This window comes from Pseudomonas sp. SHLD1 (genome assembly GCF_028640935.1).
In the GTDB taxonomy this organism is placed as follows: domain Bacteria; phylum Pseudomonadota; class Gammaproteobacteria; order Pseudomonadales; family Pseudomonadaceae; genus Chryseomonas; species Chryseomonas aestiva.
Genome location: NZ_JAQZAD010000018.1, coordinates 41,924 through 66,587 on the forward strand (window position 1 = coordinate 41,924; position 24,664 = coordinate 66,587).

General features: G+C 66.4%; 27 protein-coding genes. 13 read left to right on the forward strand and 14 right to left on the reverse strand.

Going from position 1 to position 24,664, the window contains the following annotated elements:
* Positions 1-3 precede the first annotated feature (3 nt).
* From PVZ77_RS13940 to PVZ77_RS13965, 6 genes are all read left to right on the forward strand, one after another.
* Positions 4-918, forward strand: a complete 915-nt coding sequence (locus PVZ77_RS13940) for an ABC transporter permease subunit (RefSeq protein WP_017640614.1) — start codon at positions 4-6, stop codon at positions 916-918.
* 4 nt (positions 919-922) lie between these two features.
* Positions 923-2,203, forward strand: coding sequence for a high-affinity branched-chain amino acid ABC transporter permease LivM (livM, locus tag PVZ77_RS13945; RefSeq protein WP_273806688.1), 1,281 nt, complete (start codon positions 923-925; stop codon positions 2,201-2,203).
* On the forward strand, positions 2,200-3,075 hold the full coding sequence (locus tag PVZ77_RS13950; RefSeq protein ID WP_273806687.1) for an ABC transporter ATP-binding protein: 876 nt from the start codon (positions 2,200-2,202) through the stop codon (positions 3,073-3,075). Before livM ends, PVZ77_RS13950 begins: the two co-directional genes overlap by 4 nt.
* Complete coding sequence (locus tag PVZ77_RS13955) at positions 3,072-3,788, forward strand: ABC transporter ATP-binding protein (protein WP_273806686.1); 717 nt, start codon at positions 3,072-3,074, stop codon at positions 3,786-3,788. The genes PVZ77_RS13950 and PVZ77_RS13955 overlap by 4 nt, the downstream gene beginning before the upstream one ends.
* Positions 3,789-3,790: 2 nt before the next feature.
* Positions 3,791-5,512, forward strand: a complete 1,722-nt coding sequence (lhpI, locus tag PVZ77_RS13960) for a cis-3-hydroxy-L-proline dehydratase (protein WP_273806685.1) — start codon at positions 3,791-3,793, stop codon at positions 5,510-5,512.
* Between the two features lie 250 nt (positions 5,513-5,762).
* Positions 5,763-6,521, forward strand: a complete 759-nt coding sequence (locus tag PVZ77_RS13965) for an SDR family oxidoreductase (protein ID WP_273806684.1) — start codon at positions 5,763-5,765, stop codon at positions 6,519-6,521.
* A 9-nt stretch (positions 6,522-6,530) separates the two neighbouring features.
* On the opposite strand, the gene PVZ77_RS13970 is transcribed toward PVZ77_RS13965, so the two are convergent.
* From PVZ77_RS13970 to PVZ77_RS13980, 3 genes are all read right to left on the reverse strand, one after another.
* Positions 6,531-7,241, reverse strand: coding sequence for an anti-sigma factor (locus PVZ77_RS13970; protein WP_273806683.1), 711 nt, complete (start codon positions 7,239-7,241; stop codon positions 6,531-6,533).
* On the reverse strand, positions 7,238-7,765 hold the full coding sequence (locus PVZ77_RS13975; RefSeq protein ID WP_273806682.1) for a sigma-70 family RNA polymerase sigma factor: 528 nt from the start codon (positions 7,763-7,765) through the stop codon (positions 7,238-7,240). Before PVZ77_RS13975 ends, PVZ77_RS13970 begins: the two co-directional genes overlap by 4 nt.
* Positions 7,766-8,037: 272 nt before the next feature.
* Positions 8,038-8,565 carry a DUF3455 domain-containing protein gene (locus tag PVZ77_RS13980; protein ID WP_273806681.1) on the reverse strand — a complete coding sequence of 176 codons (528 nt, stop codon included), beginning with the start codon at positions 8,563-8,565 and terminating at the stop codon, positions 8,038-8,040.
* Between the two features lie 258 nt (positions 8,566-8,823).
* Between PVZ77_RS13980 and PVZ77_RS13985 the strand changes: the two genes are divergently transcribed.
* The gene (locus tag PVZ77_RS13985) at positions 8,824-10,452 is read left to right on the forward strand and encodes an ArnT family glycosyltransferase (protein ID WP_273806680.1); all 1,629 of its coding nucleotides are present in this window, start codon (positions 8,824-8,826) and stop codon (positions 10,450-10,452) included.
* A gap of 10 nt (positions 10,453-10,462) precedes the next feature.
* A complete protein-coding gene (locus PVZ77_RS13990; RefSeq protein WP_273806679.1) occupies positions 10,463-11,728 on the forward strand; it encodes a metallophosphoesterase in 1,266 nt (421 codons plus the stop codon).
* 4 nt (positions 11,729-11,732) lie between these two features.
* Here the strand turns inward: PVZ77_RS13990 and PVZ77_RS13995 are convergent, their stop codons facing one another.
* The 5 genes from PVZ77_RS13995 to PVZ77_RS14015 form a co-directional block, all read right to left on the reverse strand.
* Positions 11,733-12,305: a HupE/UreJ family protein gene (locus tag PVZ77_RS13995; RefSeq protein WP_273806678.1), complete on the reverse strand. Its 573-nt coding sequence runs from the start codon at positions 12,303-12,305 to the stop codon at positions 11,733-11,735.
* A 174-nt stretch (positions 12,306-12,479) separates the two neighbouring features.
* Complete coding sequence (gene ureG / locus PVZ77_RS14000; RefSeq protein ID WP_273806677.1) at positions 12,480-13,094, reverse strand: urease accessory protein UreG; 615 nt, start codon at positions 13,092-13,094, stop codon at positions 12,480-12,482.
* An 11-nt stretch (positions 13,095-13,105) separates the two neighbouring features.
* Positions 13,106-13,777 (reverse strand): urease accessory protein UreF, encoded by a 672-nt coding sequence (locus PVZ77_RS14005; protein ID WP_273806676.1) that lies wholly within the window; start codon positions 13,775-13,777, stop codon positions 13,106-13,108.
* Positions 13,774-14,274, reverse strand: a complete 501-nt coding sequence (gene ureE, locus PVZ77_RS14010; RefSeq protein ID WP_273806675.1) for an urease accessory protein UreE — start codon at positions 14,272-14,274, stop codon at positions 13,774-13,776. Before ureE ends, PVZ77_RS14005 begins: the two co-directional genes overlap by 4 nt.
* Positions 14,275-14,371: 97 nt before the next feature.
* Complete coding sequence (locus tag PVZ77_RS14015; protein WP_273806674.1) at positions 14,372-15,064, reverse strand: TetR family transcriptional regulator; 693 nt, start codon at positions 15,062-15,064, stop codon at positions 14,372-14,374.
* A 117-nt stretch (positions 15,065-15,181) separates the two neighbouring features.
* Between PVZ77_RS14015 and pcaQ the strand changes: the two genes are divergently transcribed.
* The 3 genes from pcaQ to pcaG all read left to right on the forward strand — a co-directional run bounded on the left by pcaQ (position 15,182) and on the right by pcaG (position 17,553).
* A complete protein-coding gene (gene pcaQ / locus PVZ77_RS14020; protein ID WP_273806673.1) occupies positions 15,182-16,105 on the forward strand; it encodes a pca operon transcription factor PcaQ in 924 nt (307 codons plus the stop codon).
* 100 nt (positions 16,106-16,205) lie between these two features.
* Complete coding sequence (gene pcaH, locus PVZ77_RS14025; protein ID WP_273806672.1) at positions 16,206-16,931, forward strand: protocatechuate 3,4-dioxygenase subunit beta; 726 nt, start codon at positions 16,206-16,208, stop codon at positions 16,929-16,931.
* Positions 16,932-16,941: 10 nt separating this feature from the next.
* Positions 16,942-17,553, forward strand: coding sequence for a protocatechuate 3,4-dioxygenase subunit alpha (gene pcaG / locus PVZ77_RS14030; RefSeq protein ID WP_273806671.1), 612 nt, complete (start codon positions 16,942-16,944; stop codon positions 17,551-17,553).
* 60 nt (positions 17,554-17,613) lie between these two features.
* On the opposite strand, the gene coq7 is transcribed toward pcaG, so the two are convergent.
* The 4 genes from coq7 to hemJ all read right to left on the reverse strand — a co-directional run bounded on the left by coq7 (position 17,614) and on the right by hemJ (position 19,987).
* Positions 17,614-18,261: a 2-polyprenyl-3-methyl-6-methoxy-1,4-benzoquinone monooxygenase gene (coq7, locus tag PVZ77_RS14035; protein ID WP_187980448.1), complete on the reverse strand. Its 648-nt coding sequence runs from the start codon at positions 18,259-18,261 to the stop codon at positions 17,614-17,616.
* Positions 18,262-18,301: 40 nt separating this feature from the next.
* Positions 18,302-18,643: a histidine triad nucleotide-binding protein gene (locus tag PVZ77_RS14040; protein ID WP_273806670.1), complete on the reverse strand. Its 342-nt coding sequence runs from the start codon at positions 18,641-18,643 to the stop codon at positions 18,302-18,304.
* Between the two features lie 81 nt (positions 18,644-18,724).
* Positions 18,725-19,513 (reverse strand): SDR family NAD(P)-dependent oxidoreductase, encoded by a 789-nt coding sequence (locus tag PVZ77_RS14045; protein ID WP_133863071.1) that lies wholly within the window; start codon positions 19,511-19,513, stop codon positions 18,725-18,727.
* A 48-nt stretch (positions 19,514-19,561) separates the two neighbouring features.
* Positions 19,562-19,987 (reverse strand): protoporphyrinogen oxidase HemJ, encoded by a 426-nt coding sequence (gene hemJ / locus PVZ77_RS14050; protein ID WP_273806669.1) that lies wholly within the window; start codon positions 19,985-19,987, stop codon positions 19,562-19,564.
* Between the two features lie 174 nt (positions 19,988-20,161).
* Here hemJ and erpA point away from each other — a divergent pair, with 174 nt between their 5' ends.
* Complete coding sequence (erpA, locus tag PVZ77_RS14055; RefSeq protein ID WP_273806668.1) at positions 20,162-20,512, forward strand: iron-sulfur cluster insertion protein ErpA; 351 nt, start codon at positions 20,162-20,164, stop codon at positions 20,510-20,512.
* Between the two features lie 30 nt (positions 20,513-20,542).
* Here the strand turns inward: erpA and PVZ77_RS14060 are convergent, their stop codons facing one another.
* Both PVZ77_RS14060 and PVZ77_RS14065 read right to left on the reverse strand, forming a co-directional pair.
* Positions 20,543-21,628 carry an anhydro-N-acetylmuramic acid kinase gene (locus PVZ77_RS14060; RefSeq protein ID WP_273806667.1) on the reverse strand — a complete coding sequence of 362 codons (1,086 nt, stop codon included), beginning with the start codon at positions 21,626-21,628 and terminating at the stop codon, positions 20,543-20,545.
* Position 21,629: 1 nt separating this feature from the next.
* On the reverse strand, positions 21,630-23,063 hold the full coding sequence (locus PVZ77_RS14065; protein WP_405046269.1) for an OapA family protein: 1,434 nt from the start codon (positions 23,061-23,063) through the stop codon (positions 21,630-21,632).
* A 167-nt stretch (positions 23,064-23,230) separates the two neighbouring features.
* On the opposite strand from PVZ77_RS14065, the gene tyrS reads away from it, so the two are divergent.
* Complete coding sequence (tyrS, locus tag PVZ77_RS14075; protein WP_273806664.1) at positions 23,231-24,430, forward strand: tyrosine--tRNA ligase; 1,200 nt, start codon at positions 23,231-23,233, stop codon at positions 24,428-24,430.
* The last annotated feature ends 234 nt before the right edge of the window (positions 24,431-24,664 follow it).

The following is a 24,664-nucleotide window of genomic DNA, read 5'->3' on the forward strand; positions in this document are numbered from 1 at the left end:
AACGTGGACGGTATCTTCCTGCAACAACTGGTCAACGGCCTGACCCTGGGCTCGGTCTACGGACTCATCGCCATCGGCTACACCATGGTCTATGGCATCATCGGCATGATCAACTTCGCCCACGGCGACGTGTACATGGTGTCGGCCTATCTCGCCGCCATCGGCATCGCCCTGCTGAGCGTGTTCGGCCTGCATTCCTTCCCGGTGCTGATCCTCGGCACCCTGATCTTCACCGTGGTGGTCACCTCCGTGTACGGCTGGGCCATCGAGCGCATCGCCTACAAGCCGCTGCGCAACTCCACGCGCCTGGCCCCGCTGATCTCGGCCATCGGCATGTCGCTGATCCTGCAGAACTACGTGCAGCTCGCCCAGGGCGCGCGCCAGCAGGGCGTACCGACGCTGCTCGACGGCGCCCTGCGCCTGCACATCGGCGAAGGCTTCGTGATCATCACCTACACCAAGATCTTCATCATCGTGGCCTCCATCATCGGCATGGGCCTGCTCACCTACGTGATCCAGAAGACCACCCTCGGTCGCATGTGCCGGGCCACCCAGCAGGACCGCAAGATGGCGCAGATCCTCGGTATCAACACCGACCGGGTGATCTCCTACGTCTTCATCATCGGCGCGGCCATGGCGGCGCTGGCCGGGGTGCTGATCACCCTCAACTACGGCACCTTCGACTTCTATGCCGGCTTCATCATCGGCATCAAGGCCTTTACCGCGGCGGTACTCGGCGGCATCGGTTCGCTGCCCGGCGCCATGCTCGGCGGGATCATCCTCGGCATCTCCGAAGCCCAGTTCGCCAGCCTGGTGAACTCGGACTACAAGGACGTCTTCAGCTTCTCGCTGCTGGTGGCGATCCTGATCTTTAGGCCCCAGGGGCTGCTCGGCAAACCCCAGGTCACGAAGGTGTGAATCCATGAGTCAGACGTCTTCCTCCTTCGATCTCAAGGTCGTGCTGCGCGACACCCTCATGGTCGGCCTGGTCTCGCTGATCCTGTTCGGCCCCATCGTCGGCATCGTGCTCGACGGCTATGGCTACAACGTCCAGCCCGGCCGCGTCGGCATCATGGTCGCGGTGGTCATGGCCGGCCGCTTCCTGCTCAGCCTGTTCGGCCAGACCGCCAGGGGCCGCGACTGGATCGAGTCCTTCAAGCGCAACGACGGCGGTGTCCACGTGCTGCCGCCGGGACACAAGTCCAACCTCAGATTCATCCTGCCCATCATCATCCTGGTGGCCATCGCCTTTCCCTTCCTGGCCACCAAGTACTGGCTGACGGTGATCATCCTCTGCCTGATCTACGTGCTGCTGGGTCTGGGCCTGAACATCGTGGTGGGCCTGGCCGGCCTGCTCGATCTCGGCTACGTCGGTTTCTATGCCATCGGCGCCTATGGCCTGGCGCTGGGTTACCAGTACCTGGGGCTGGGCTTCTGGACCATGCTGCCACTCGCGGCGGTACTGGCCGCGGTAGCGGGGGCGATACTGGGGTTCCCGGTGTTGCGCATGCACGGGGACTACCTGGCCATCGTCACCCTCGGCTTCGGCGAGATCATCCGCCTGGTGCTCAACAACTGGCTGGAAGTGACCAAGGGCCCCAACGGCATCGCCGCGCCTTCGCCGACCTTCTTCGGCATCGAATTCGGCCGCCGGGCGAAGGAGGGCGGGGTGCCCATCCATGAACTGCTGGGCATCAGCTATAACCCCAACGCGACGATGATCTTCATCTACACCGTGCTGTTCCTGGTGGTGCTGCTGGTGCTCTACATCAAGCACCGCCTGACCCGCATGCCGGTCGGTCGCGCCTGGGAAGCCCTGCGCGAAGACGAGATCGCCTGTCGCGCCATGGGCCTCAACCACGTGCTGGTCAAGCTCTCGGCCTTCATGATCGGTGCCTCCACCGCCGGCCTGGCCGGGGTGTTCTTCGCCACCTACCAGGGTTTCATCAACCCGGCCTCGTTCAACTTCTTCGAGTCGGTGCTGGTGCTGGCCATCGTGGTGCTGGGCGGTCTGGGCTCCACCGTCGGGGTGGTGATCTCGGCCTTCGTCATGACCCTGCTGTTCGAACTGCTGCGTGAATTCGGCGACATCCGCATGCTGGTGTTCGGCGTGCTCATGGTGGTGATGATGATGTGGCGGCCGCGAGGCCTGATCCGTATCGCCCGCAGTGGCTTCGCGATTCGCAAGGGAGTGGCGCCGTGAGCGACAACATTCTGACCGTAAAGAATCTGGGCATGAGATTCGGCGGCATCAAGGCCCTCTCGGACGTGAGCTTCGAGATCCAGCGCCAGTCCATCACCGCACTGATCGGCCCCAACGGGGCCGGCAAGACCACGGTGTTCAACTGCCTGACCGGCTTCTACAAGGCCACCGATGGCGAGATCCGCCTGGACACCGCCGACGGTCGCTCGACCCGCGTCGGCAAGATCATGGGCGAGCGCTTCCAGGCGGCCGACTTCGTCAATCCGGTGCAGTTCGGCAGTCGGCTCTGGTACAAGATGTTCGGCGGCACCCACCTGGTGAACCGCGCCGGTCTCGCCCGCACCTTCCAGAACATCCGCCTGTTCAAGGAGATGTCGGTGGTGGAGAACCTGCTGGTGGCGCAGCACATGCAGTGCAACCGCAACCTCATCACCGGCATCCTCAACACCCCCGGCTATCGCCGCGCCGAGGAAAGGGCGCTGGATACGGCCTTCTACTGGCTGGAAGTGGTGGACCTGGTGGATCACGCCAATCGCCTGGCCGGCGAACTCTCCTACGGCCAGCAGCGCCGCCTGGAAATCGCCCGCGCCATGTGCACTCGTCCGGAGATCGTCTGCCTGGACGAACCCGCCGCCGGCCTCAACCCGGCCGAGACCGAGGCCCTGGCCGGGATGATCCGCCTGTTGCGCGACCAGCACCGCATCACCGTGGTGCTGATCGAGCACGACATGGGCATGGTGATGAACATCTCCGACCACATCGTGGTGCTGGATCATGGCCAGGTCATCGCCCGTGGCCTGCCGGCCGACATCCGCAACGATCCCAAGGTCATCGCCGCCTACCTCGGCGCCGAAGAAGAGGAGGTGGCATGACCACGCCGATCCTGGAATTCCGCAACGTCGACGTCTTCTACGGGCCGATCCAGGCCTTGAAGAGCGTCTCCCTGTCCATCAACGAGGGCGAGACGGTGAGCCTGATCGGCTCCAATGGCGCCGGCAAGTCCACCCTGCTGATGTCCATCTTCAGCCAACCCCAGGCGCGCAACGGGCAGATCCTCTACCGGGGCGAGGACATCACCCGCAAGAACGCCCACTACGTGGCCTCCAACGGCATCGCCCAGTCGCCGGAGGGGCGCCATGTGTTCCCCGACATGACGGTCGAGGAGAATCTGCTGATGGGTACCATCCCCATCGGCACCCGCTGGGTGGACGAGGACATGCAGCGCATGTTCGACCTCTTTCCGCGGCTCAAGGAGCGTCGCAACCAGCGCGCCATGACCATGTCCGGCGGCGAGCAGCAGATGCTGGCCATCGCCCGGGCGCTGATGGCGCGACCCAAGCTGCTGCTGCTCGACGAACCCAGCCTGGGCCTGGCGCCCATCGTGGTGAAGCAGATCTTCCAGATCCTGCGCGAACTGGCGAAGAGCGGCATGACCATCTTCCTGGTGGAGCAGAACGCCAACCATGCCCTGCGCCTGTCCGACCGCGCCTATGTGATGGTCACCGGCGAGATCCGCATGACCGGCAGCGGTCAGGAGTTGCTGGCCAATCCCCAGGTGCGCGAAGCCTACCTGGGCGGCCACTAGCGGTGGCGGCGGTCCGCGGTCGCTGCCTGGTCGCTGGCCAGGCCCGGGGACGCCTGGCCTGGGCGCCCCTGGGCCTGAGTTTCTGGGGTGGCGTCGATCCGGCCAGCGGCCGGGTGATCGATCGCCACCATCCCCTGCACGGCCTGGAACTGGCCGGACGCATCCTGGCCATTCCCAGCGGTCGTGGTTCCTGCACCGGCAGCGCCGTGCTGCTGGAGCTGTTGCTGGCGGGCCGCGGGCCGACGGCCTTGCTGCTGGCCGAGCCGGACGAGATCCTCAGCCTGGGCGCCATCGTCGCGGAAGAACTCTTCGGTCGCTCCCTGCCGGTCATCAGCCTAGGCGCCGAGGCCTTCGCGGCCCTCGCCGGGCAGGACGAGATCGCGGTAAGCGATGGCTGGGTCGGCGCGCCCGGAGCGCTCTTTCCCGGCAGCGCTACCGAGCCCCCTGCCGACGTGCAGCTCAGCGCGACCGACCAGGCCAAGCTGGCGGGGGCCGAGGGCCAGGCCGTGCAGGCGGCGATGAAGATCCTGGTGCGCATGGCGCAGCTGCAGGGCGCTCGCGAATTGCTCGACATCACCCAGGCCCATATCGACGGCTGCATCTACACCGGTCCCGCCAGCCTGGCCTTCGCCCAGCGACTGGTGGAGTGGGGCGGTCGGGTGCGGGTGCCCACCAGCCTCAATGCGGTGTCGGTGGATCAGCGCCGCTGGCGCGCGCAGGGCGTGGCGCCAGCGTTGGGCGAACCGGCCAGTGCCCTGGCCGAGGCCTATGTGGCCCTGGGCTGTCGCCCTACCTTCACCTGCGCCCCCTATCTGCTGGACAGCGCCCCGACCCTGGGCGAACAGGTGGTTTGGGCCGAGTCCAATGCCGTGGTCTTCGCCAACAGCGTGCTGGGGGCGCGCACCCAGAAGTACGCCGACTTCCTCGACATCTGCACCGCCCTGACCGGTCGGGCACCCCTGGCCGGCTGTCATCTGGACAGCGGTCGCCGCGCGGGCAAGGTCTTCCGGGTCAGCGTACCCGAGGGTCATGACGACGCCTTCTATCCGCTGCTCGGCTACTGGATCGGCCTGCGTTCGCCCATGCGGATTCCGGCAGTGCTGGGGCTGGAAAACAGTCGGCCCAGCCGCGACGATCTCAAGGCCTTTGGTGCCGCCTTCGCCACCACCTCGGCGGCACCGCTGTTCCATCTGGTCGGGGTGACCCCCGAGGCGCCGATCCTGGCTGCGGTCGCGCCGCCCGAGCTGGAGGTCGAGGACCTGGACCTGGCCGACCTGCACCAGGCCTGGGCGGAACTGGACAGCGCCACTGCGCGCGAGGTGCAACTGGTAGCCCTGGGCAATCCACATTTTTCCGCCGAGGAATGCCAGCGCCTGGCCGAGCTCTGTCGCGGCCGGCAGCGGCATCCCGAGGTGGCCCTGGTGATCACCCTGGGGCGAGACGTACGCGCAGCGGCCGAACGAGCCGGTAGCCTGGCCGAGCTGGAAGCCTTCGGCGCCCAGCTGGTAGGGGACACCTGCTGGTGCATGCTCGGCGAGCCCCTGGTGCCACCCGCGGCCCGCACCCTGCTGACCAATTCCGGCAAGTTCGCCCACTACGGCCCGGGCCTCACCGGTCGCGAGTTGCGCTTTGCCGGCCTCGCCGCCTGTGTCGAGGCGGCCTGCACCGGCCTGGCGCCGGCCGAGCCGCCCGCCTGGCTCACAGCGGCAGACTTATCCACCTGAAGCCCGGTCCGGGTTCTGTACAGGAATTCCGTGGATCGTCCTGTGGATAAGCTTGGCATAGCCGGACGTGAGGCCCAGGGCGCCTGGCCTGGCGGAAACTGTTCAAAAATTCGCCAGTATGCGGAAAACCTTGCAATACCAAGGCGTTATAACTGATCCGCTGGATTCCCGGCGATCTGAGTATTCGCCTGACCAATGACCCTGAGCTATCGTGGGCCTCGGCCCAACTCCCTCGCAGAAGGAATCTTTCATGTCTTCGATCTTCATCACCGGCGCCACCTCCGGTTTCGGCGCCGCCACCGCTCGCCGCTTCGCCAAGGACGGCTGGTCGATCGTCATCACCGGCCGCCGCGAGGATCGCCTGCACGCCCTGGCCGAGGAATTGTCCGGGCAGGCCAAGGTGCTGCCGCTGGTGCTGGACGTCCAGGATCGCGCGGCCGTGGAAGCCGCGGTCGCCGGCCTGCCGGAGGAATTCAACCAGTTGCGCGCCCTGGTCAACAATGCCGGTCTGGCGCTGGGCAACACGCCGGCGCAGAGCTGCGACCTGGACGACTGGGACACCATGGTCGATACCAACATCAAGGGTATGCTCTATTGCACCCGTCTACTGTTGCCGCGGCTGATCGCCCATGGCGCCGGTGCCGGCATCGTCAACCTGGGCTCGGTGGCGGGCGACTATCCCTATCCGGGCAGCCACGTCTATGGCGCCACCAAGGCCTTCCTCAAGCAATTCAGCCTGAGCCTGAGATCCGACCTGCTGGGCACCGGTGTGCGGGTGACCAACATCGAGCCGGGTCTTTCCGAGAGCGAGTTCTCGGTGGTGCGCTTCGGCGGCGACAAGACCAAAGCCGATGCCGTCTATGCCGGCACCGAGCCCCTGACCCCGGACGACATCGCCGAATCCATCCACTGGACGCTGAACCAGCCCAAGCACGTCAACATCAATCGCATCCAGCTGATGGCGACCTGCCAGGCGTTCAGCAATTTCAACATCCACCGCAAGAGCTGAGACGTTCGCCTAGAGCACCTTCACCGCCCGGCCGATGAACTGGATCGGCCCGCTGGGTCGACCGGTGGGCGAGCCACCCTGGTCTTCCAGGGTGAGTTCGAACAGCTGGTTGGCTTCCAGCGGCGGCAGCCGGTCCAGCGGCACCTGCAGGGTACGTCCGGGCTGGACCAGACCCAGAGATACCGGGCCCTGCCAGGCATCGGCCTTGGTCCAGAATTGCAGGGTCTTGCCGCTCGGCACGGCATCGCGCCCCAGCGGAATCAGCTGCAGGTCATGGGCGCTGGCGGTCTGGATCACCCAGCCGGGTGTCCGATCGCTGGGCGTCGCCAGCACCACCAGGTAGCTTGGCGTGGGTACCGGGCGCAGCAGTAGTAGCATCGCGAGCACCAGACTGGCGGCCAGTCCGGCCGCACTCAGGGCCTGCCAGAGCGCCAACCGTTGCCACAGCGACTCGCGCCGGCTGATGACCCGCGTGTCGGCCTCTCCCAGACTGCGCTCGATGCGAGGCCACAGATTCGCGCCGGGCTCGACGGGTGGCACCCGCTCGGCCAGCGGCTGCAGACGCACCTCCCAGCGCGCCACGGCGGCGGCCAGCAGGGCGTCCGTCGCCAGCGCACCTGCCACCCGACGACGCTCCTCGGCGTCCAGGGTGCCCAGCACGTATTCGCCGGCCAGGCGTTCGCGTTCTTCGTCCGGGGGCAGGGTGGTCTCGCTGTTCATGTCATGCACTCCCTGAGCGCCTTGAGGCCCCGCGTGATCCAGCTCTTCACCGTGCCCAGCGGCGCCTGCAGGCGCTGGGCGATCTCGCCATGGGAGCAGCCGTCCAGGTAGGCGGCCAGGATGGCCTCCCGCCGTGGCGCTTCCAGGTTCTGCAGGCAGCTCTCCAGGCGGCGGCCGCTGGCCTCTCGCGCCGGATCGGCAGGCTCGGCCAGGGGTTCCCAGCCGTCCGCCAGGGGCACCAGGCGCTGGCGATCGCGCAAGGCGTTGAGCGCGAGGTTGCGTGCCACGCTGCACATCCAGCCACGCGCCGAACCGCGCTCCGGGGCGAACCCGGCGGCGCCGCGCCAGATGCGCAGAAAGGCATCGTGGAGGATGTCCTCGGCCAGCCCGCGATCGCGCACCAGGCGCAGGACGATGCCCAGCAACAGCGGCGCCTCGCTCTGGTAGAGGCGCTGCAGGGCGGCGCGCTCGCCCCGGGCACAGGCGGCGAGCAGGGCGGCTGGATCAGGGGAGCGGTCGGTCACGAGGGCGCGCCAGGCTGGGGACGCCAGGGTGGCGACCGGATCAGCCGAGCCTAGCCGATCCGCTCCTGGCTGTCCCCCGGACCTTAGAACCTGCTGATGATCTCGCGAGCTAGAGCCAAACAAGGCCTGGGCGGCCCCGCGAAAAGGCCTGAGGAAGCGGATCGGACTCGCGGGCGAGTTTACAGGTGGTAAATGAGCATTCCGACCGGGCTGGCGACCCAGGGCCTTTTCAACGCCGTTTGGCCGACGCGCAGCAGATCATGAGCAGGTACTCAGCCCTTCTTCCAGAACAGATAGTCGGCCTGGTAGTTCACGGTCTGCTGTTCGCCCTTGTTGGCCGAGGTGCAGGCCTTGGTCGGCGCGACGCCACCCTTGAGCGCGGTGCGCTGGATGTAGGTGGTGCCCTGGAAGGCGCCCTTGCCCTCGGATGGCGCGGCTTCCACCAGCTGATAGGGCAGGTTGCCGGCGCCGGCGGGAGCGACGGCCAGTTGCTTGCCGACCACCTTGGAGCCATCGGCGGCTTCCCAGGTGGCCGGCGGACCGTAGTAGCGTCCCACCGGCTTGCCCTGGCGATCATGCAAGTCGGCCTTGGGGCCGACAAAGAACCACTCGGTCTGGCCAGGCATGTCCTTCTTGTCGCGGCACTCGTAGACGATGATGCCCTTGCCCACGGTTTCCAGCATCAGGCTGTTGCCGGCGGGGACGCGGACGGCCTCGGGCAACTCGCCCTGGGCCAGCAGCGGGGTGCTCAGCAGGGCGGTCAGGGCCAGGATGCTGCAACGGCTAGAGGTGTTGTTCATGCGCTTGCTCCGGATTGAGAAGGGGCACAGTCGGCTGGACTGTAGGGGCTATACCCGGCAGCCGGCGTTCTGGATGCAGCTGTCATGAAAAATATTCAGTTCGGCGGCATAGTCGCGACCGCCTCGCCGCCGAACCGCTCTGTCCTGGGGTTCCTGTCAGCCTGCCGTCAGCCTGGTTTCAGCGATCCCTAAGGTTGTTCGGCGATAGTGGCGCCGGGTCGCGAGCCCGTCCTTCCCCGCCTGCCGGAGTCCTGCCGCGTGTCGTCCATCCCGAGTCTGGCGCGCCTGCGCCTCGAAAGCCTGGCGCTGTGTCTGCTGGCGGTGCCCCTGTTCACCCTGGGGCTGTGGGAGCAGCCCTTCATCGGCTTCGACGGCCGCTTCGCGCTGTTCGCCCAGGAGATGTTTCGCCACGGGCCCAGTGCCTTCCCGACCAGCTACGGACAGCCCTATCCGGACTATCCTGCCACCTCGACGCTGCTGATAGACGTCTTCGCCCAACTGTTCGGCGAGGTCAATCGCCTGGCCACGGTGATTCCCACCGCGCTGGCCTCCGCGGCCATCGTCGGTCTGCTCTATCGCCTGCTGGCCGAGCGGTCCCGCGCCTGGGGCCTGCTGGCGGTACTGGTGCTGCTGCTCACCAATGGCTTCCTCGCCAAGGCCCGCTCCATCTGCCTCGATCAGTTCGTCACCCTGGCGGCGCTGGGCTGTTTCTATCTGCTGTGGAGCGCCGACCAGCGTGGCCTGCCCCGGCGCCGCGCGCTGGTGTTCCTGTGCCTGGCCGCCGGCTTCGCCGTGCGCGGGCCGCTGGGGCTGATCGAGCCCTGTGGCGTGGTCTGCGTCTACTGGCTGCTGCAGGGCGACTGGCGGCGCAGCTTCGGCTACGGACTGGTGGGCGCCGTGGTGCTGGCGCTGTGCTGCGCCCTGCTGTTCGGCCTGGCCTGGCGTACCGGCGGCCCGGTCTTTGTCGAAGACGTGCTGCGCATGCAGGTCTCCGGGCGGCTGGACGACACCGACGGCGCCGGCTATCCCTGGTGGTACTTCCTGCAACTGGGTCTCTATCGCTATGCGCCGGCCTTTCCCCTGGCGCTGCTGGCCCTGCCGACGCTGAGGCACCACTGGCGGCTGCGCCACGCCCAGGCGGACAGCCGCCTGCTGCTCCAGCTGGCCGGCTTCGCCCTGCTGATCGTGGTGGCCCTGTCGATACCCACCTTCAAGAAACCCTATTACATCCTGCCGGCCATGCCCGCCTGCGCCGCCCTCGGCGGCTGGGTGCTGCTGCAGGGGCAGGGTGCCCTGGCCTGGGTACGGCGGCTGTTTCTGCCGCTGCTGGTGATCTTCCCGCTGGTGCTCGGGGTGCTGGTCAAGCTGCAGCAGCCCAAGCTGCAGGCCGCGGGCTGGTGGCCCGAGCTGGACCTGCGCTTCCTGCTGGGCGCCTTCGCCATCCTGACGCTGTTCGCCCTGGTGGCCGCCTGGCGCGAGCATGGGACCTTCCGCCTGGGCATGCCCCTGGCCGCGGCAGCCCTGGCGCAATGGCTGCTGGTGGTGCTGGCGCTGGATCCGATGCAGGCGCTGCGCTACGACACCCGGGCCTTCGTCACCCGCCTGGAAAGCCTGCGCCAGGGGGAGCCCGGGCAACTGGTGTTCCTTGGCCTGGGCCAGGACACCAAGGCCTTTCGCTACCTGATGAACCTCGACTACGACGTGCCCCTGCCGACCTTCATCGATATCGGCCAGGCAGGGCAGCTCGCCCAGGTCACCCGACCCGCCTATGTGCTGCTCGACGCCGACAGCCAGCCGGCCCTGGCCGGCACCCCGCTGGCCGGTCGCCGACCGGTGCTGGAAGGCCGCTTCAACGACAACCGCTGGCAGGCCTACTACCTGCCCTGAGGCCGCTGTGATGACCGATTCGCCCGATTTCAAACGTCGCCGGCTGTGCCTGGCGCTGGCCGGTCTGCCGCTGCTGGCCGCCTGCAAGCCAACCCAGCGCTACGGCCTGCCGGAACACCGCGCACTCTGGTTCGAACGGCATGCCTTCGCGCCGCTGGCGCCGCTGGCGCCGCTGCCGTCGCGCAGCAGCTTCCTGCTCGGCGTGCTGCCCGATACCCAGTACTACAGCGAGAACAACCACGAGATGCTGCCCAATGGCCGGCGGGTGGAGCGCTATGGTCACCTGGGCTATTCGCCGGCGCTGGCCTTTCATGCCCAGACCCATTGGCTGGCGCACAACGCCGCGGCGCTGAACCTGCCCTTTGTGGTGCACCTGGGCGATCTGGTGGAAAACGCCGAGCAGCGTGGCGAATGGGCCCTGGCCAGTCATGCCATGGCACGCCTGGAGCAGGCTGGCGTGCCCTACAGCGTCATGACCGGCGACCATGACGTCGTCGAGCTCTACACCGAGGATCGCCTGCGCGACGGTCGCGAACTCTTCACCCAGTACTTCGGCCGCGAGCGAGCGGCGCGCCAGGCCACCTTCATCGAACGCGATGTCACCGGCCTCAACGAGGCCCATCGTTTCTCTGCCCTGGGACAGGGCTTCCTGCTACTGACCCTGGACTGGTGCCCCTCGGACCAGAGTCTGGACTGGGCCCAGGGGATGCTGGATCGCTATCCGCACCTGCCGACCATCCTGGCCTCGCACAACATCGTCGACCTGGTGAACGGCCAGGCCGTGCTCTCCACCCGGCGCAACGACACCGGGGTGCGGCTATGGAATAGGCTGATCCGCCGCAACGACCAGATCTTCCTGACCCTCAACGGCCACAACCACGGCAGCGGCCACCTGCGGCTGACCAACGACCTCGGCCATCCGGTGGATCTGCTGCTGATCAACTACCAGACCGAATACGCCGGCGGCAACGGCCTGCTGCGCCTGCTGGAACTGGACCTGGCGCGGGGCCGGCTGGAAGCCTTCACCTATTCGCCCTGGGTCGCCTATCGGCAGCAGAGCGGCGACCTGCCCGTGCGGCTGGGCAGCGATCCGCGCGACACCTATTCAGCCGAGGTGCTGGCACCCCTGGCCTCGCCGCAGTTCGACAACAGATTCGTGCTCGAGGTGGATTTCGCCACACGCTTCGCCGGCTTTGGCGGCTATACCGCGCAGTTGCCGGCGGTGGCGGAAGAGGGCGTGCTGGCGCGATTGCGCCAGCAGCTGGGGATCGCCTGACGGATCAGGCGGCGAGCAGCCAGCCCCCGGCCACCGCGGTGGCGACGCCGGCGAGTCGCACCAGCGGCGTGGCCGCCTGGGGCAGGTAGCGCACCACGGCATAGCCCAGGCCATGCAGGGTGGCGGTGGCGGCGACGAAGCCCAGGGCATAGGCCCAGGGATTGCCCATCTCCGGCAATTCCAGACCGTGGGCCACGCCGTGGAACAGCGCGAAGGCGGCGGTCAGGCTGACGGCGGCGGCCACCGGCGGACGGGCGGCCAGGGCCACCAGCAGGCCCAGCGCCAGCACCGAGGCGGCGATGCCGGTCTCCAGCAAGGGCAGCTCCAGCCCGGTGAAGCCCAGCAGGCCGCCGATCAGCATGGTGCCGACAAAGGTGCAGGGCAGCGCCAGGCGCGCCTTGCCCTGCTGCTGGGCGGCCCAGAGGCCCACGGCGAGCATGGCCAGCAGGTGGTCGAGACCGGTCAGGGGGTGCAGCACCCCAGCGGCCAGGCCATTCTCGGCATGACCCGGATGGGCGAAAGCCAGGGCCGGGGCGAGCAGCAGGGCGGCGGTGGCGAGGATCTTGGCGTGTTTCATGGGGGGCTCCTTGAGTGATGAAATCCTGGACTCAGAACCTGCTCACGACCTGCTGCGCGTCGGCCAAACGGCGTTGAAAAGTCCTTCGGAATGCTCATTTACCACTTGTAAATTCCACTTCCTCAGGCCGTTTCGCCTTGTTTGTCTCTAGCTCGCGAGGTCGTGAGCAGGTTCCTAGGCGGCGGTCAGCAGACCCTGCTTCTCGATGAAGGCGATGATCTCTTCCAGGCCCAGGCCGGTCTTCTGGTTGCTGAAGACGAAGGGCTTGTCGCCGCGCATCTTGCGGGTATCGCGATCCATCACCTCCAGGGAGGCACCGACCTGCTCGGCCAGGTCGATCTTGTTGATCACCAGCAGATCCGACTTGCAGATGCCGGGGCCGCCCTTGCGCGGCAGCTTGTCGCCGGCCGAGACGTCGATGACGTAGAGGGTCAGGTCGGACAGCTCCGGGCTGAAGGTGGCGGACAGGTTGTCGCCGCCGGATTCCACCAGGATCAGATCCAGCCCGGGAAAACGGCGGTTGAGCTGGTCCACCGCTTCCAGGTTGATGGAGGCGTCTTCGCGGATGGCGGTGTGCGGACAGCCGCCGGTTTCCACGCCCAGGATGCGCTCGGGCGCCAGGGCCTCGTTGCGCACCAGGAAATCGGCGTCCTCGCGGGTGTAGATGTCGTTGGTCACCACCGCCAGGTTGTAGCGCTCGCGCAGGGCGCGGCAGAGGGCCAGGGTGAGGGCGGTCTTGCCGGAGCCGACCGGTCCGCCGATACCGATGCGCAGGGGTTGGGTAGTCATCAGGAGATCTCCTAGGAACGGAACAGGCGGCTGTACTGCCGCTCGTGGGCCATGCTGCTGAGGGCCAGGCCGAAGGGGGCGCCGCCCCAGGTCGCTTCGGGCAGGACCGCGGCCTGCTCGGCCACGGCGGTCAGGGTCGGCAGCAGAAGGGAGGTGAGGCGCTGGGCGGCTTGCTGGCCCAGCGGCAGGGTTTTCATCAGCACCGCCAGCTGGTTCTCCAGCCAGGCCCATAGCCAGGCGTCCAGGGCGGCCCGGGGGGCGATGGCCCAGGTCCGGGCGGCCAGCGCCCAGCCCAGGGCGAAGGTCGGGGCCAGCTCGGCGAGCAGGCGGCGGCTGGCATCATCCAGCTCCGGCAGACCGAGCAGCAGTTGCGCCAGGGAATAACCGGTCTGGCGACTTTCCAGCTGGAATTCCGTGGTCTCGCGACTGGCACGGTGACGCTCGGCCAGTGCGCCCAGGCGCGTCCAGTCGCCGGCCGCGGCGGCTTCGCAATGGGCCAGCAGCAGCGGCGCCTCGAAGCGCGCCAGATTGAGTTCGAGATTGTCGCGCAGCCAGGTCTCGGCCTCCACAGCGCTGCGGATCAGGCCGCTGTCGATGGCCAGTTCCAGCCCCTGGGAATAGCTGTAGCCGCCAATCGGCAGCTGGGGACTGGCCAGGCGCAGCAGGGCGAAAGGCGAATTCACGTGCGCACGCCGAAGTGGTGCAGCTTGGGCGCGTAGTTGAAGCCTTCCTCGCCATGGCGCGAGTGATGGTGACCGCCGCCGTAGGCGCCGTGCTCGGGCTGGAAGCCGGCCTCTATCTCGCTGACCCGGGCGCCGAGCTGCTCCAGCATGGCCTTGAGCACATAGTCGTCCAGCAGTCGCAGCCAGCCGTCGCCGATCTGCAGGGCGACGTGGCGATTGCCCAGGTGGTAGGCGGCGCGGGTCAGTTCGAAGGCGCTGGCGCAGGTCACATGCAGCAGTTTTTCCGGTCGGGCGACGACCCGCACGATGCGGCCATCGCGGGCTTCCAGGCAGTCGCCATCGGCCAGCGGCGGTTGTCCGCGTTCGAGAAACAGGCCGACGTCTTCGCCAGTGCTGGTGGTGGCTCTCAGGCGACTCTTGCTGCGGGCGTCGTAGGTGAGGTGGAGTTCGGCGTCCCAGGTTTCCCGGGGCGCGCAGCGGCTTTGGACGACCAGCATGGCAGGACTCTTGGCAGTTTTGCCCAGCTCTACAGCAAGGGGCCTGCCAAAGCGCGCAAGTCGCCTGGTTCTGGGGCACTATAAGTTGACCTGGCGTTCAGGTTGCTCTTATTTGGTGCGCCATTGCATCAGCTAGCATGGCGATGCCCTCCTTTGGGGCATTGGTGCGTTCGCCACGCCGCCAGTGCTTGCTACCGATCAGGATCAGCTTGAGCTGCTGCACCATCTTCGCCGCCGGCCAGAGTGGCGGCGGTGTGGTCAGCGGCGGTGGATCGATCAGCTCCGGCAGGGTGGCGAACACCGTCTTCACCACCAGGTCGGCCAGGACATCGATCTGCGACGGACTCAGATGGGGCAGCCGACCCAGGGCGAGCAGGTCGCGGGCCAGGTCCTGGGTGATGCGCTGACGCAACTCGGCGATGGCCTGGCGCACGGCCTGGGAGCCGCCGTATTGCTCGCGGGCGAGAAAGAGGAACTGATCGCGGTTGTCGCTCACGGCGCCGAGAAAGATCTCCACCGAGGCCTCGATCATGCCGCGCTGCTGCAATTCGTGATGACGCACCTGGCGCAGGGCGTCGCGAAAGGTGTCGCCCACCTCGGCCACCAGGGCCAGGCCGAAGGTTTCCATGTCGCTGAAATGGCGATAGAAGCCCGCCGGCACGATACCGGCCTGGCGACTCACCTCGCGCAGGCTGAGACTGCCGAAGCCGCGGCCGCTGTTCATCAGCAGGCGCGCCGATTCCAGCAGCGCCCGGCGCGTTTGCAGCTTCTGCTGGGCACGGATCGACATGGAGAGATTCCGAAAGACAAGGCGGCACTGTAGCAAAGGATGCCCCTGCTGACTCCAAGGGTTTTCCATGACCGCCGGGTGGTAGTCTCTGCGCCTGGGTCTCGTCTGTAGAGCGTCATGAATCTCGACAACCGCATCAAATTCCGGCATCTGCTGTGCTTTCTGGAGATCGCCCAGCAGCGCAGCTTCGCCAAGGCGGCCGATGCCATCGCTGTATCCCAGCCGGCCATTTCCAAGACCATCCGCGAACTCGAGGAGATTCTCGAAGTGCGCCTGTTCGAGCGCGGCAAGGGCGAGGTGACCCTCACCGAGGCCGGCCTGCTGTTCCTGCGCCATGCCGGTCCCTGCGTCCAGGCCCTGCGCGAAGGGATGGAGCTGGTGCGCGGTGGCGAGGCCGGTGGCCTGGTACGGGTAGGGGTGCTGTCGACGGTGGAAAGCCAGGTACTGCCCGAGGTCCTGGCGCGGCTGCACGAGCGGCACCGGCAATTGATCGTCAACGTCGCCACCGGCCCCAGCGCCTACCTGCTGGGTCAGCTGCGTGTCGGCGATCTGGATCTGGTGGTCGGCCGCATGACCGACAGCCCCGACATCCACGGCCTGGATTTCGAACATCTCTATACCGAGGCCCTGACCCTGGTGGTGCGCCCGGGGCATCCGCTGAGCCAGGCGCTGCCGGCGGACCTGGCGACCCTGGCGCGCTATCCCCTGGTGCTGCCGCTGCCCGGAACCACCATCCGCCGCCACGCCGAGAGTCTCTTCGTGCAATGCGGTATCCCGCTCAGTCCCCAGCGCCTGGAAACCCTGTCGCCGACCCTCAGCCGCCAGTATGTCCGCCAGAGCGAGGCCCTGTGGATCGCCCCGCGGGATGCGGTGCGTCGCGACCTGACCAGCGGCGAGCTGATCGAGGTGCAGCTGGGCGTCCGCGAAGCCGGCGGCTCGGTCGGCATCTGCCGCAATGGCAGCGTGCCCCTGTCGCTGGCCACCCAGAGGTTCTGCGACGTCCTGCGCGAGGTGGCCGGCGAGCTGACACTTAACCAATAGGTTATGGAAAGGGGCGCAGCTTTCAATTCAGCCAGGCGCCGCCCTGGGCCACACTGGGATCAGCCAGCCCTTGGCCCCGATCCTTCCGTGGAGCATTCCAATGCATAACAAGCCCCACGACGTTCGCTACGTCGCCCGTGATCGCACCTGGCATCCCCAGGCCTATACGCCCACCTACAAATCCTCCATTCCCCGCTCACCGCGTCAGGCGCTGGTCAGTCTGCAGCACCAGACCGCTTCCGAACGCAGCGGCCCGGACTTCTCGCGGCTGCCCATGGGGCCCCACGACAACGACCTGCTGCTCAACTTCGGCACCGGCCAGTTGCCCCAGGGCGAACGCATCATCCTGTTCGGCACCTTGCGCGACCAGTTCGGCAAGCCGGTGCCCAATTCCCTGGTGGAGATCTGGCAGGCCAACGCCGGGGGTCGCTACCGGCACAAGAACGACGTCTACCTGGCGCCGCTCGACCCCAACTTCGGGGGCGTCGGCCGCACCCGTACCGACAGCCAGGGCAACTACGTCTTCCGCACCGTCCGCCCGGGTCCCTATCCCTGGCGCAACGGCAGCAACGACTGGCGCCCTGCGCACATCCACGTCTCGGTCATGGGCCCGGCCATCGCCACCCGGCTGATCACCCAGCTCTATTTCGAGGGGGATCCGCTGATCCCGCTGTGCCCCATCGTCAAGTCCATCGCCGATCCCGACGCGGTGCAGACCCTCATCGCCCGCCTGGACATGAGCATGGCCAATCCCATGGACTGCCTGGCCTATCGCTTCGACATCGTCACCCGCGGCGCGCGGCAGACGTTCTTCGAACATCACTGAGGACGCCGACATGATCCCCAACCGCCACGACCTGCTGCCGGAAACCCCCTCCCAGACCGCCGGCCCCTACGTGCATATCGGTCTGGCCCTGGCCGCCGCCGGCAACCCCACCCGCGCGGTCGAGATCTGGAACGAGCTGGCCAAGCCCGGTGCCCCCGGCGAGCACATCCTGCTCACCGGCCAGGTGTTCGACGGCAACGGCAACCTGGTGCGCGATTCCTTCCTGGAGTTCTGGCAGGCCGACCATGAAGGTCGGTACGACCCGGTCTACGACGTGGAAAAGGCCTTCAACGGCTTCGGTCGCACCGCCACCACCTTTGACGCCGGTGACTGGACGCTGCACACCATCAAGCCCGGCCAGGTCGCCGACCAGCGCGGCCAGCCCATGGCGCCGCACATCAACGTCACCCTGTTCGCCCGCGGCATCAACATCCACCTGCAGACCCGCCTCTACTTCGACGATGAAGCCGAGGCCAACGCCCGCTGCCCGGTCTACAACCTGCCGGAACCGGAGCGCCGCCCCACCCTGCTGGCGCGCCGTTGCGAGATCGATGGCCGCCTGGCCTATCGCTTCGACATCCATCTGCAAGGCCCGCAGGAAACCGTCTTCTTCGACATCTAGCCAGCCGGACAGCAAAAAGCCCTGCCAAGGCAGGGCTTTTTCGTGGGCGCCAACCGCAGGTCAGATGCGGTAGGTGGTCTTGGTCATCACCTTGGACACCAGGCTCATGCCGTACTTGACCGGCGTGGGAAAGCGCCAGCCGCCGGCCGCCAGGGCGTGCTCGGCGTGCTGTTCTTCGTCGATACGCATCTGTTCCAGCACCGCACGGGACTTGGCGTCGGCTGCCGGCAGCGTGTCCAGGTGCTCGTCCAGATGGCGGCAGACCTGATCCTCGGTGGCGGCGACGAAGCCCAGACTCAGGCGATCGCTGATCAGCCCGGCACCGGCGCCGATCCCGAAGGACAGGCCATAGAACAGCGGGTTGAGCAGGCTGGGACGCTCACCCAGGGCACGGATGCGCTGCTCGCACCAGGCCAGGTGATCGATCTCCTCGTCCGCCGAACGCTCCATTTCCTCCCGGACTTCTGGCAACTTGGCAGTCAGCGCCTGACCCTGGTACAGCGCCTGGGCGCAGACCTCGCCGGTGTGGTTGATGCGCATGAGGCCGGCCGCGTGACGGCGCTCCTCGTCACTCAGTTCGGCATCCTTGAGGGGAATGGCCGGCGAGCTGCGCGTGGGGGCGCCACTGAAGGGCGTCAGGGTACGCAAGGCGGTATCGGCCTGGATCAGCAGGCGATCGAGGGGGGAGTAGAGGCGCTTGGATCTCATGGTGATCTCCTTGGCAGGCGAAGGGAGGACAGGGCGTGGCTCAGCCCGGAGGCCAGGTCATCTGCCGCTTGCCCAGCACATGCATATGGATGTGATAGACCGTCTGGCCACCCAGGGCGTTGCAATTGATCGCCACGCGGAAGCCTTCCTCGCAGCCCTGTTCCTGCGCCAGGCGCTGGGCGGTGAAGAGGATATGGCCGGCGAGCTGCTTGTCGTCGGCCTCGCTGAGGTCGTGCAGGGTCGCGATGTGCTTCTTGGGGATGACCAGAAAGTGCACGGGCGCCTGTGGGGCGATGTCATGGAAGGCCATGACCTGGTCGTCCTCGTAGAGCACCTTGGCCGGAATGTCCCCGGCGACGATCTTGCAGAACAGACAATCCACGTCGATCTCCTGCTGGCTGAATAGACCCCGAGTGTACCAGCGGCCACCGCTCACCGGCAGGCTCCGCTGGCGGGATCACCCTTACGCGGGTTGAAAGAGTTTGCCGACCCGCACCGCGGCCGAACGCACCAGGGCGCGGGGGAAGAAGCGCGGCAACAGGCTGCCCAGGCGATTGCGCCAGCCCGGGACGATCACCGCCTGGCGCCTTTCCAGCCCGCGCACCGCGGCCAGGGCCACCTCCTCGGCGGACATCAGCAGCTTGCCCTGCTCCATGCGCCCGGTGTGCAGCCCGGCATTCTTGAAGAAGGCGGTACGGGTCGGCCCGGGGCAGAGCACCGATACCGACACCCCTCGCTTCTTGAGTTCCTCGCGCAGGCCCTCGGAGAAGTGCAGCACATAGGCCTTGGTCGCCGCATAGCTGCTCATGTAGGGAATGGGCTGGAAGGCCGCGGTCGAGGCGACGTTGAGAATCTGGCCGCCACCCTGGATCGCCATGTGCTGGCCCAGGGCATGGCACAGGCGGGTGAGCGCCAGGATGTTCAGCTCCAGTTGCTCCTGCACCCGCGGCCAGTCGGCGGCGAGAAAGTCCCCGCCGCTGCCGATCCCGGCGCAATTGACCAGCAGCCCGATGGCTCTCTCGCTCTGCTCCAGCTCGTGCAGCAGACCGGTCAGGTGCAGCGGCTCCGCCAGGTCGCAGACCCGGTACAGCACCTCCACGTCGAAGCGCTGGGCCAGCTCGGCGGCGATGCTCTCCAGCTTGTCCTTGCGCCGCGCCAGCAGGATCAGCGGCTGACCCCGCCGCGCCAGGGCCTCGGCCAGGGCCAGACCGATCCCGCACGAGGCACCGGTTACCAGGGCATAACGCTGCATACTGCTTTCTCCAGGAAAACGCCGGTCGCCGGCGGATTCGCCGCGCACCTAGTAGGGTTTGACCACCACCAGGATGACGATGGCGATGAGCACCAGTACCGGCACCTCGTTGAACCAGCGGTAGAACACATGACTGCGCTTGTTTTCGCCGCGCTCGAATTTCTTGCGCATGGCGCCGCAGACATGGTGATAGCCGATCAGCACCACCACCAGCGCCAGTTTGGTGTGCATCCAGCCCTGGGTCAGCCAGCTCGGATTGATCACCAGCAGGCCGATGCCGAACAGCAGTGTCAGGATCATCGCCGGCAGCATGATGCCGCGATACAGCTTGCGCTCCATCAGGCAGAAGCGCTCGTGGCTCACGGTGTCGCTGCTCTGGGCGTGATAGACGAACAGGCGCGGCAGATAGAACAGGCCGGCGAACCAGCAGACCAGGGCAATCAGGTGGAAGGCTTTCAACCAAAGATAGAGCATCGGGGCGTTCTCCTTATCAGGCGGCGCGATATTAGAGTGGCGCTGCCGGCAAGTCATTCACTCCGGTCGTCTCGGCTGGCAGCCCACGGTCGCGCAATAGTTGACCGTTTTGCTCGGGCAAGCGGATAATTTCCTGACTGAATTGTGTTCGGCGCAAGCCGGGAGACTACGGCAATGACCATTGAAACCTTCACCCCGACCCCCCTGCAGTTCACCCTGGGCGCGGCCAGCAAGGTGAAGAACCTGATCGAGGAAGAGGGCAATCCCCGCCTGAAGCTGCGCGTCTTCGTCACGGGTGGCGGCTGCTCGGGCTTCCAGTACGGCTTCACCTTCGATGAAGATTCCGCCGACTACGACACCGTCATCGAGCGCGATGGTGTGCACCTGGTGGTGGATCCCATGAGCTTCCAGTACCTGGCCGGCGCCGAGGTGGACTACCAGGAAGGCCTGGAAGGCTCGCGCTTCGTCATCAAGAACCCCAACGCCGCCACCACCTGTGGCTGCGGTCAGTCCTTCTCCATCTGACCCGGCAGCCCCTTCGGCCCAGCGCGCTGGCTAGTGCGGGTAGAGCGCACCCAGCACGCGAAGGCCACGGGCGCTGGTGACTTCCGGGCAGTTGCCGGGCAGGCGTTCGCAGAAGCGCTGGGCCAGCCAGGCAAAGGCCATGGCTTCCATCCAGTCCGGCGAGACGTCATAGGCTGCGGTGCTCTGCACCTTGGCTGGCGCCAGCAGCCTGGCCAGGCGCGCCATCAGGTCCCGGTTGTGCGCCCCGCCGCCACAGACCAGCACTTCGTCCACCGCCTGGGCGGCCAGGATGCTCTCGGCGATGCTGCGAGCGCTCAATTCGGCGAGGGTGGCCTGGACATCCGCCGGATCCTGCGCCTCATGCTGGACGAGCTGTCCCTGTAGCCAGGGCAGATTGAAGTGCTCGCGCCCGGTGCTCTTTGGTCCGCTCTTCAGGAAGAAGGGATCGCTCAGCAGCCGTTGCAGCAGCGCCGGCACGACCTGTCCCTGCGCCGCCCAGGCGCCATCGGCATCGAAGAGCCGCCCCTGGCTGTGGTGGATCCAGGCATCCAGCAGCACATTGCCCGGCCCGCAATCGAAGCCCCGTACCGGCAGACCCGGTGCCAGCAGGGTCACGTTGCTGAAGCCACCGATGTTGAGCACCGCGCGCGGGCGATCCAGGCCGAAGAGATCGGCATGGAAGGCCGGGACCAGGGGTGCGCCCTGACCACCGGCGGCCAGGTCGCGGCGGCGGAAGTCGGCGACCACGTCGATACCGCTCAACTCGGCCAGCAGGGCGGCATCGCCGATCTGCAGGGTGTAGCCCTGTGCCGGCAGATGGCGGATGGTCTGGCCATGGCTACCCACGGCGCGGATATCCGCGGGGGTCAGTCCCTGCTGGGCCAGCAGCTCGGCGATACCCTGGGCGGCCAGCCTGACCCAGGCCTGTTCGGCTCGGGCGATGCGCTCGATCTCGTTGTCGCCGGGCGCACACAGCGCCAGCAGCTCGCGACGTAGCGCGTCCGGCATGGGCACGCCCAGGGCGGCGACGAAGCGGGTCCGCTCGTCCTGTTCGATCAGGGCGATGTCCAGTCCATCCAGGCTGGTGCCGGACATCACCCCCAGATAGCGTTCCATCTCAGCGCTTGTTCATCGCGAGCAGAGAGGCACGCTCCTGGTCCATGCGGGCCATGAGCGGCTGGCTCTGCGCCAGGAAACGCGAGATCTCGTTCTTGGCGATGGGATCGGCCATGGGCAGCTTCACCCCGAGCGGATCGACGTGGTTGCCGTTGATGCGGAATTCATAGTGCAGGTGCGGACCGGTCGCCAGGCCCGTCATGCCCACGTAGCCGATCACCTGGCCCTGCTTCACCGAGGCGCCGGCCTGCATGCCCTTGGCGATCCGGCTCATGTGGCCATAGACGGTGGTATAGGTCTTGCCGTGCTGGATCATCACCACGTTGCCGTAGCCATTCTCGCGACCGGCCTTGGCGATCTTGCCATCGCCGGTGGCATGGATCGGCGTGCCGGTGGGCGCGGCATAGTCGACGCCCTTGTGCGCGCGCATCTTGTTCAGCACCGGGTGGAAGCGGCCCATGGTGAAGCGCGAGCTGATCCGCGAGAACTCCACCGGGGTACGGATGAAGGCCTTGCGCATGCTGCCGCCTTCCGCCGTGTAGTAGTTCGTGGTGCCGTTCTTGGCGGTGTAGCGCACGGCCGTGTATGCCTTGCCCTTGTTGACGAAGCGAGCGGCCAGGATATTGCCGTAGCCGACGTGCTTGCCGTTGACCACCTTGTCCTCGTAGACCACCTCGAATTCGTCGCCTTCCTGGATGTCCAGCGCGAAGTCGATGTCGTAACCGAAGATGGTGGCCAGCGCCATGGTCATGTCATGGGACAGCCCGGCCTTCTGCGCCGAGGCAAACAGCGAACTGCTGATCCGGCCCTGGGCATAGGCCCTGCGGATGTCCGGGGTGACGGTCTTGTGCTCGACCTCGTAGCCCTGGTCGGACTTGACCAGCGACAGGGTCTGCAACGCGGTGAGCTTGGTGCGCACTGCCAGCAGGTCACCCGAAGGGTCGCGCTGGAATTCGATCTTCTGGCCCACCCGCAGGCGAGTCAGCTTCTTGGCTTCCTTGCTGCTGGCCAGCACCTCGTGCACCACGGCAGCGGCAAGGCCGGCCCGCTCGAACAGGGTCGAGAGGGTGTCGCCCTTGCGCACGGTTTCGGTCTTCCACTGCGGCTCGACGCGTTCCGTGGCGGCAACTTCTTCGGCAGGCGCTTCCTCGGCGGTCTGCGCTTCCGTCTGCTCCGGGGCTACCTGGGCAAAGGGGGAGGGGGACTGGGTGTCCGCGGCTTGAGTATCTGCGAGCACTTGCTCCTTCAGGTCATCCTGACCCTGCACGACGCGCCGGGCGTCCTGTTCAACATCCAGATTGATGGAAGTGCGTTTCGCCTCGACCTGCTGGGAGGGAAACACGAGCAAGGCCAGACTCAAGAGCGCGGCCACCCCGCTGGCGGCCACGAGGTGGCTTTTGGGGTAGAACGGACTTTTGGGGATTGGCTTCGTCATTTAGCTAAAGTGATGATCTGACGTTAAAAGAAGTGAATAACTGCCTAAAATATAATCAAAATCTGGCTGTCACAACCCTTTGGGGTGGTGATCCGACGTGCCGGCTGGCGGCTACTAGGGGCATCTTGATAAGGTTCACGCTTTCGAAATTCAGAGGCGAAGCCCCCATGAAAACGGTCCAGGAGCAGCTAGCGGTCATCAAGCGTGGAGCAGATGAGCTGCTCGTCGAGTCAGAGCTTGTAACAAAACTGGAGCGCGGCACCCCGCTGCGTATCAAGGCAGGCTTCGATCCGACCGCTCCGGATCTGCACCTCGGCCACACCGTGCTGATCAACAAGCTGCGCCAGTTCCAGGAGCTGGGTCATCAAGTCATCTTCCTGATCGGTGACTTCACCGGCATGATCGGCGACCCCAGTGGCAAGAGCGCCACCCGCCCGCCGCTGACCCGCGAGCAGGTGCTAGAGAATGCCGAGACCTACAAGGCCCAGGTATTCAAGATCCTTGATCCGGCGCGTACCGAAGTGGCCTTCAATGCCACCTGGATGGATCAGCTGTCACCGGCCGACTTCATTCGCCTGTCTTCCCAGTACACCGTGGCGCGCATGCTCGAGCGCGACGACTTCAGCAAGCGCTACGCAGGCAACCAGCCCATCGCCATCCACGAGTTCCTCTATCCCCTGGTTCAGGGCTATGACTCCGTTGCCTTGCGCGCCGATGTCGAGCTGGGCGGTACCGACCAGAAATTCAACCTGCTCATGGGCCGCGAACTGCAGCGCGCTTACGGCCAGGAAGCCCAGTGCATCCTCACCATGCCGCTGCTCGAAGGTCTGGATGGGGTGAAGAAGATGTCCAAGTCGCTGGGCAACTATGTCGGCATCCAGGAAGCGCCGGGGGTCATGTACAACAAGCTGGTATCCATTCCCGACACCCTCATGTGGCGCTACTTCGAACTGCTCAGTTTCCGCAGCCTGGAAGAGATCGCCCAATTCCGCCGCGATGTCGAGCAGGGCGCCAATCCCCGCGACATCAAGATCAAGCTGGCCGAGGAGATCGTCGCCCGCTTCCACGGGGAAGAAGCCGCCCAGACCGCTCACCGCTCGGCGGGCAACCGCATGAAGGATGGCGAACTGCCGGAAGACCTGCCGGAAGTCGAGCTGGAAACCGATGCGGCGCTGCCGGTCGCTGCCGTCCTCAACAAGGCCGGGCTGGTGAAGAACGCTGCGGCAGCTCGCGATCTGCTGGCGGCAGGTAGCGTCAAGGTGGATGGCGAGGTGGTCGATCGCGGCTTCCTGTTCGAGATCGGCCGTACCTATGTATGTCAGGCCGGCAAGAAGGCCTTTGCCCGCATCAGCGTTCGTCAGCAATAAATTTGAAATAACCTGTTGACCTGCTCTGAAACTCCCCTATAATGCGCCCCACTTCCGGCGCAGATGCTGAAGGGGCTTGAAAATCAAGCACTTAGGTCTGAGCCGGGCGAGGGGTCCACGGATTCCTCGCCATTCGGTCTCTGCCTCAGGGTGATGACGAAATGAAGCGGAGGGGGTTGACAGCGTCTTGGGATGCTGTAGGATTCGCCTCCCGCTGCCGAGATTGGCTAGACC

What these genes read in the sequence shown, in the direction of transcription:
- pcaG (WP_273806671.1), top strand. Translation starts at nt 16,942, where the DNA reads ATGATCCCCAACCGCCACGACCTGCTGCCGGAAACCCCCTCCCAGACC.
- PVZ77_RS13995 (WP_273806678.1), bottom strand. Translation starts at nt 12,305, where the DNA reads ATGAAACACGCCAAGATCCTCGCCACCGCCGCCCTGCTGCTCGCCCCG.
- PVZ77_RS13970 (WP_273806683.1), bottom strand. Translation starts at nt 7,241, where the DNA reads ATGAACAGCGAGACCACCCTGCCCCCGGACGAAGAACGCGAACGCCTG.
- ureE (WP_273806675.1), bottom strand. Translation starts at nt 14,274, where the DNA reads ATGCTGGTCGTCCAAAGCCGCTGCGCGCCCCGGGAAACCTGGGACGCC.
- PVZ77_RS14045 (WP_133863071.1), bottom strand. Translation starts at nt 19,513, where the DNA reads ATGCAGCGTTATGCCCTGGTAACCGGTGCCTCGTGCGGGATCGGTCTG.
- PVZ77_RS13980 (WP_273806681.1), bottom strand. Translation starts at nt 8,565, where the DNA reads ATGAACAACACCTCTAGCCGTTGCAGCATCCTGGCCCTGACCGCCCTG.
- PVZ77_RS14015 (WP_273806674.1), bottom strand. Translation starts at nt 15,064, where the DNA reads ATGTCGATCCGTGCCCAGCAGAAGCTGCAAACGCGCCGGGCGCTGCTG.
- PVZ77_RS13955 (WP_273806686.1), top strand. Translation starts at nt 3,072, where the DNA reads ATGACCACGCCGATCCTGGAATTCCGCAACGTCGACGTCTTCTACGGG.
- erpA (WP_273806668.1), top strand. Translation starts at nt 20,162, where the DNA reads ATGACCATTGAAACCTTCACCCCGACCCCCCTGCAGTTCACCCTGGGC.
- hemJ (WP_273806669.1), bottom strand. Translation starts at nt 19,987, where the DNA reads ATGCTCTATCTTTGGTTGAAAGCCTTCCACCTGATTGCCCTGGTCTGC.
- ureG (WP_273806677.1), bottom strand. Translation starts at nt 13,094, where the DNA reads ATGACTACCCAACCCCTGCGCATCGGTATCGGCGGACCGGTCGGCTCC.
- pcaH (WP_273806672.1), top strand. Translation starts at nt 16,206, where the DNA reads ATGCATAACAAGCCCCACGACGTTCGCTACGTCGCCCGTGATCGCACC.
- coq7 (WP_187980448.1), bottom strand. Translation starts at nt 18,261, where the DNA reads ATGAGATCCAAGCGCCTCTACTCCCCCCTCGATCGCCTGCTGATCCAG.
- tyrS (WP_273806664.1), top strand. Translation starts at nt 23,231, where the DNA reads ATGAAAACGGTCCAGGAGCAGCTAGCGGTCATCAAGCGTGGAGCAGAT.
- pcaQ (WP_273806673.1), top strand. Translation starts at nt 15,182, where the DNA reads ATGAATCTCGACAACCGCATCAAATTCCGGCATCTGCTGTGCTTTCTG.
- livM (WP_273806688.1), top strand. Translation starts at nt 923, where the DNA reads ATGAGTCAGACGTCTTCCTCCTTCGATCTCAAGGTCGTGCTGCGCGAC.
- PVZ77_RS14060 (WP_273806667.1), bottom strand. Translation starts at nt 21,628, where the DNA reads ATGGAACGCTATCTGGGGGTGATGTCCGGCACCAGCCTGGATGGACTG.
- PVZ77_RS13990 (WP_273806679.1), top strand. Translation starts at nt 10,463, where the DNA reads ATGACCGATTCGCCCGATTTCAAACGTCGCCGGCTGTGCCTGGCGCTG.
- PVZ77_RS14065 (WP_405046269.1), bottom strand. Translation starts at nt 23,063, where the DNA reads ATGACGAAGCCAATCCCCAAAAGTCCGTTCTACCCCAAAAGCCACCTC.
- PVZ77_RS13965 (WP_273806684.1), top strand. Translation starts at nt 5,763, where the DNA reads ATGTCTTCGATCTTCATCACCGGCGCCACCTCCGGTTTCGGCGCCGCC.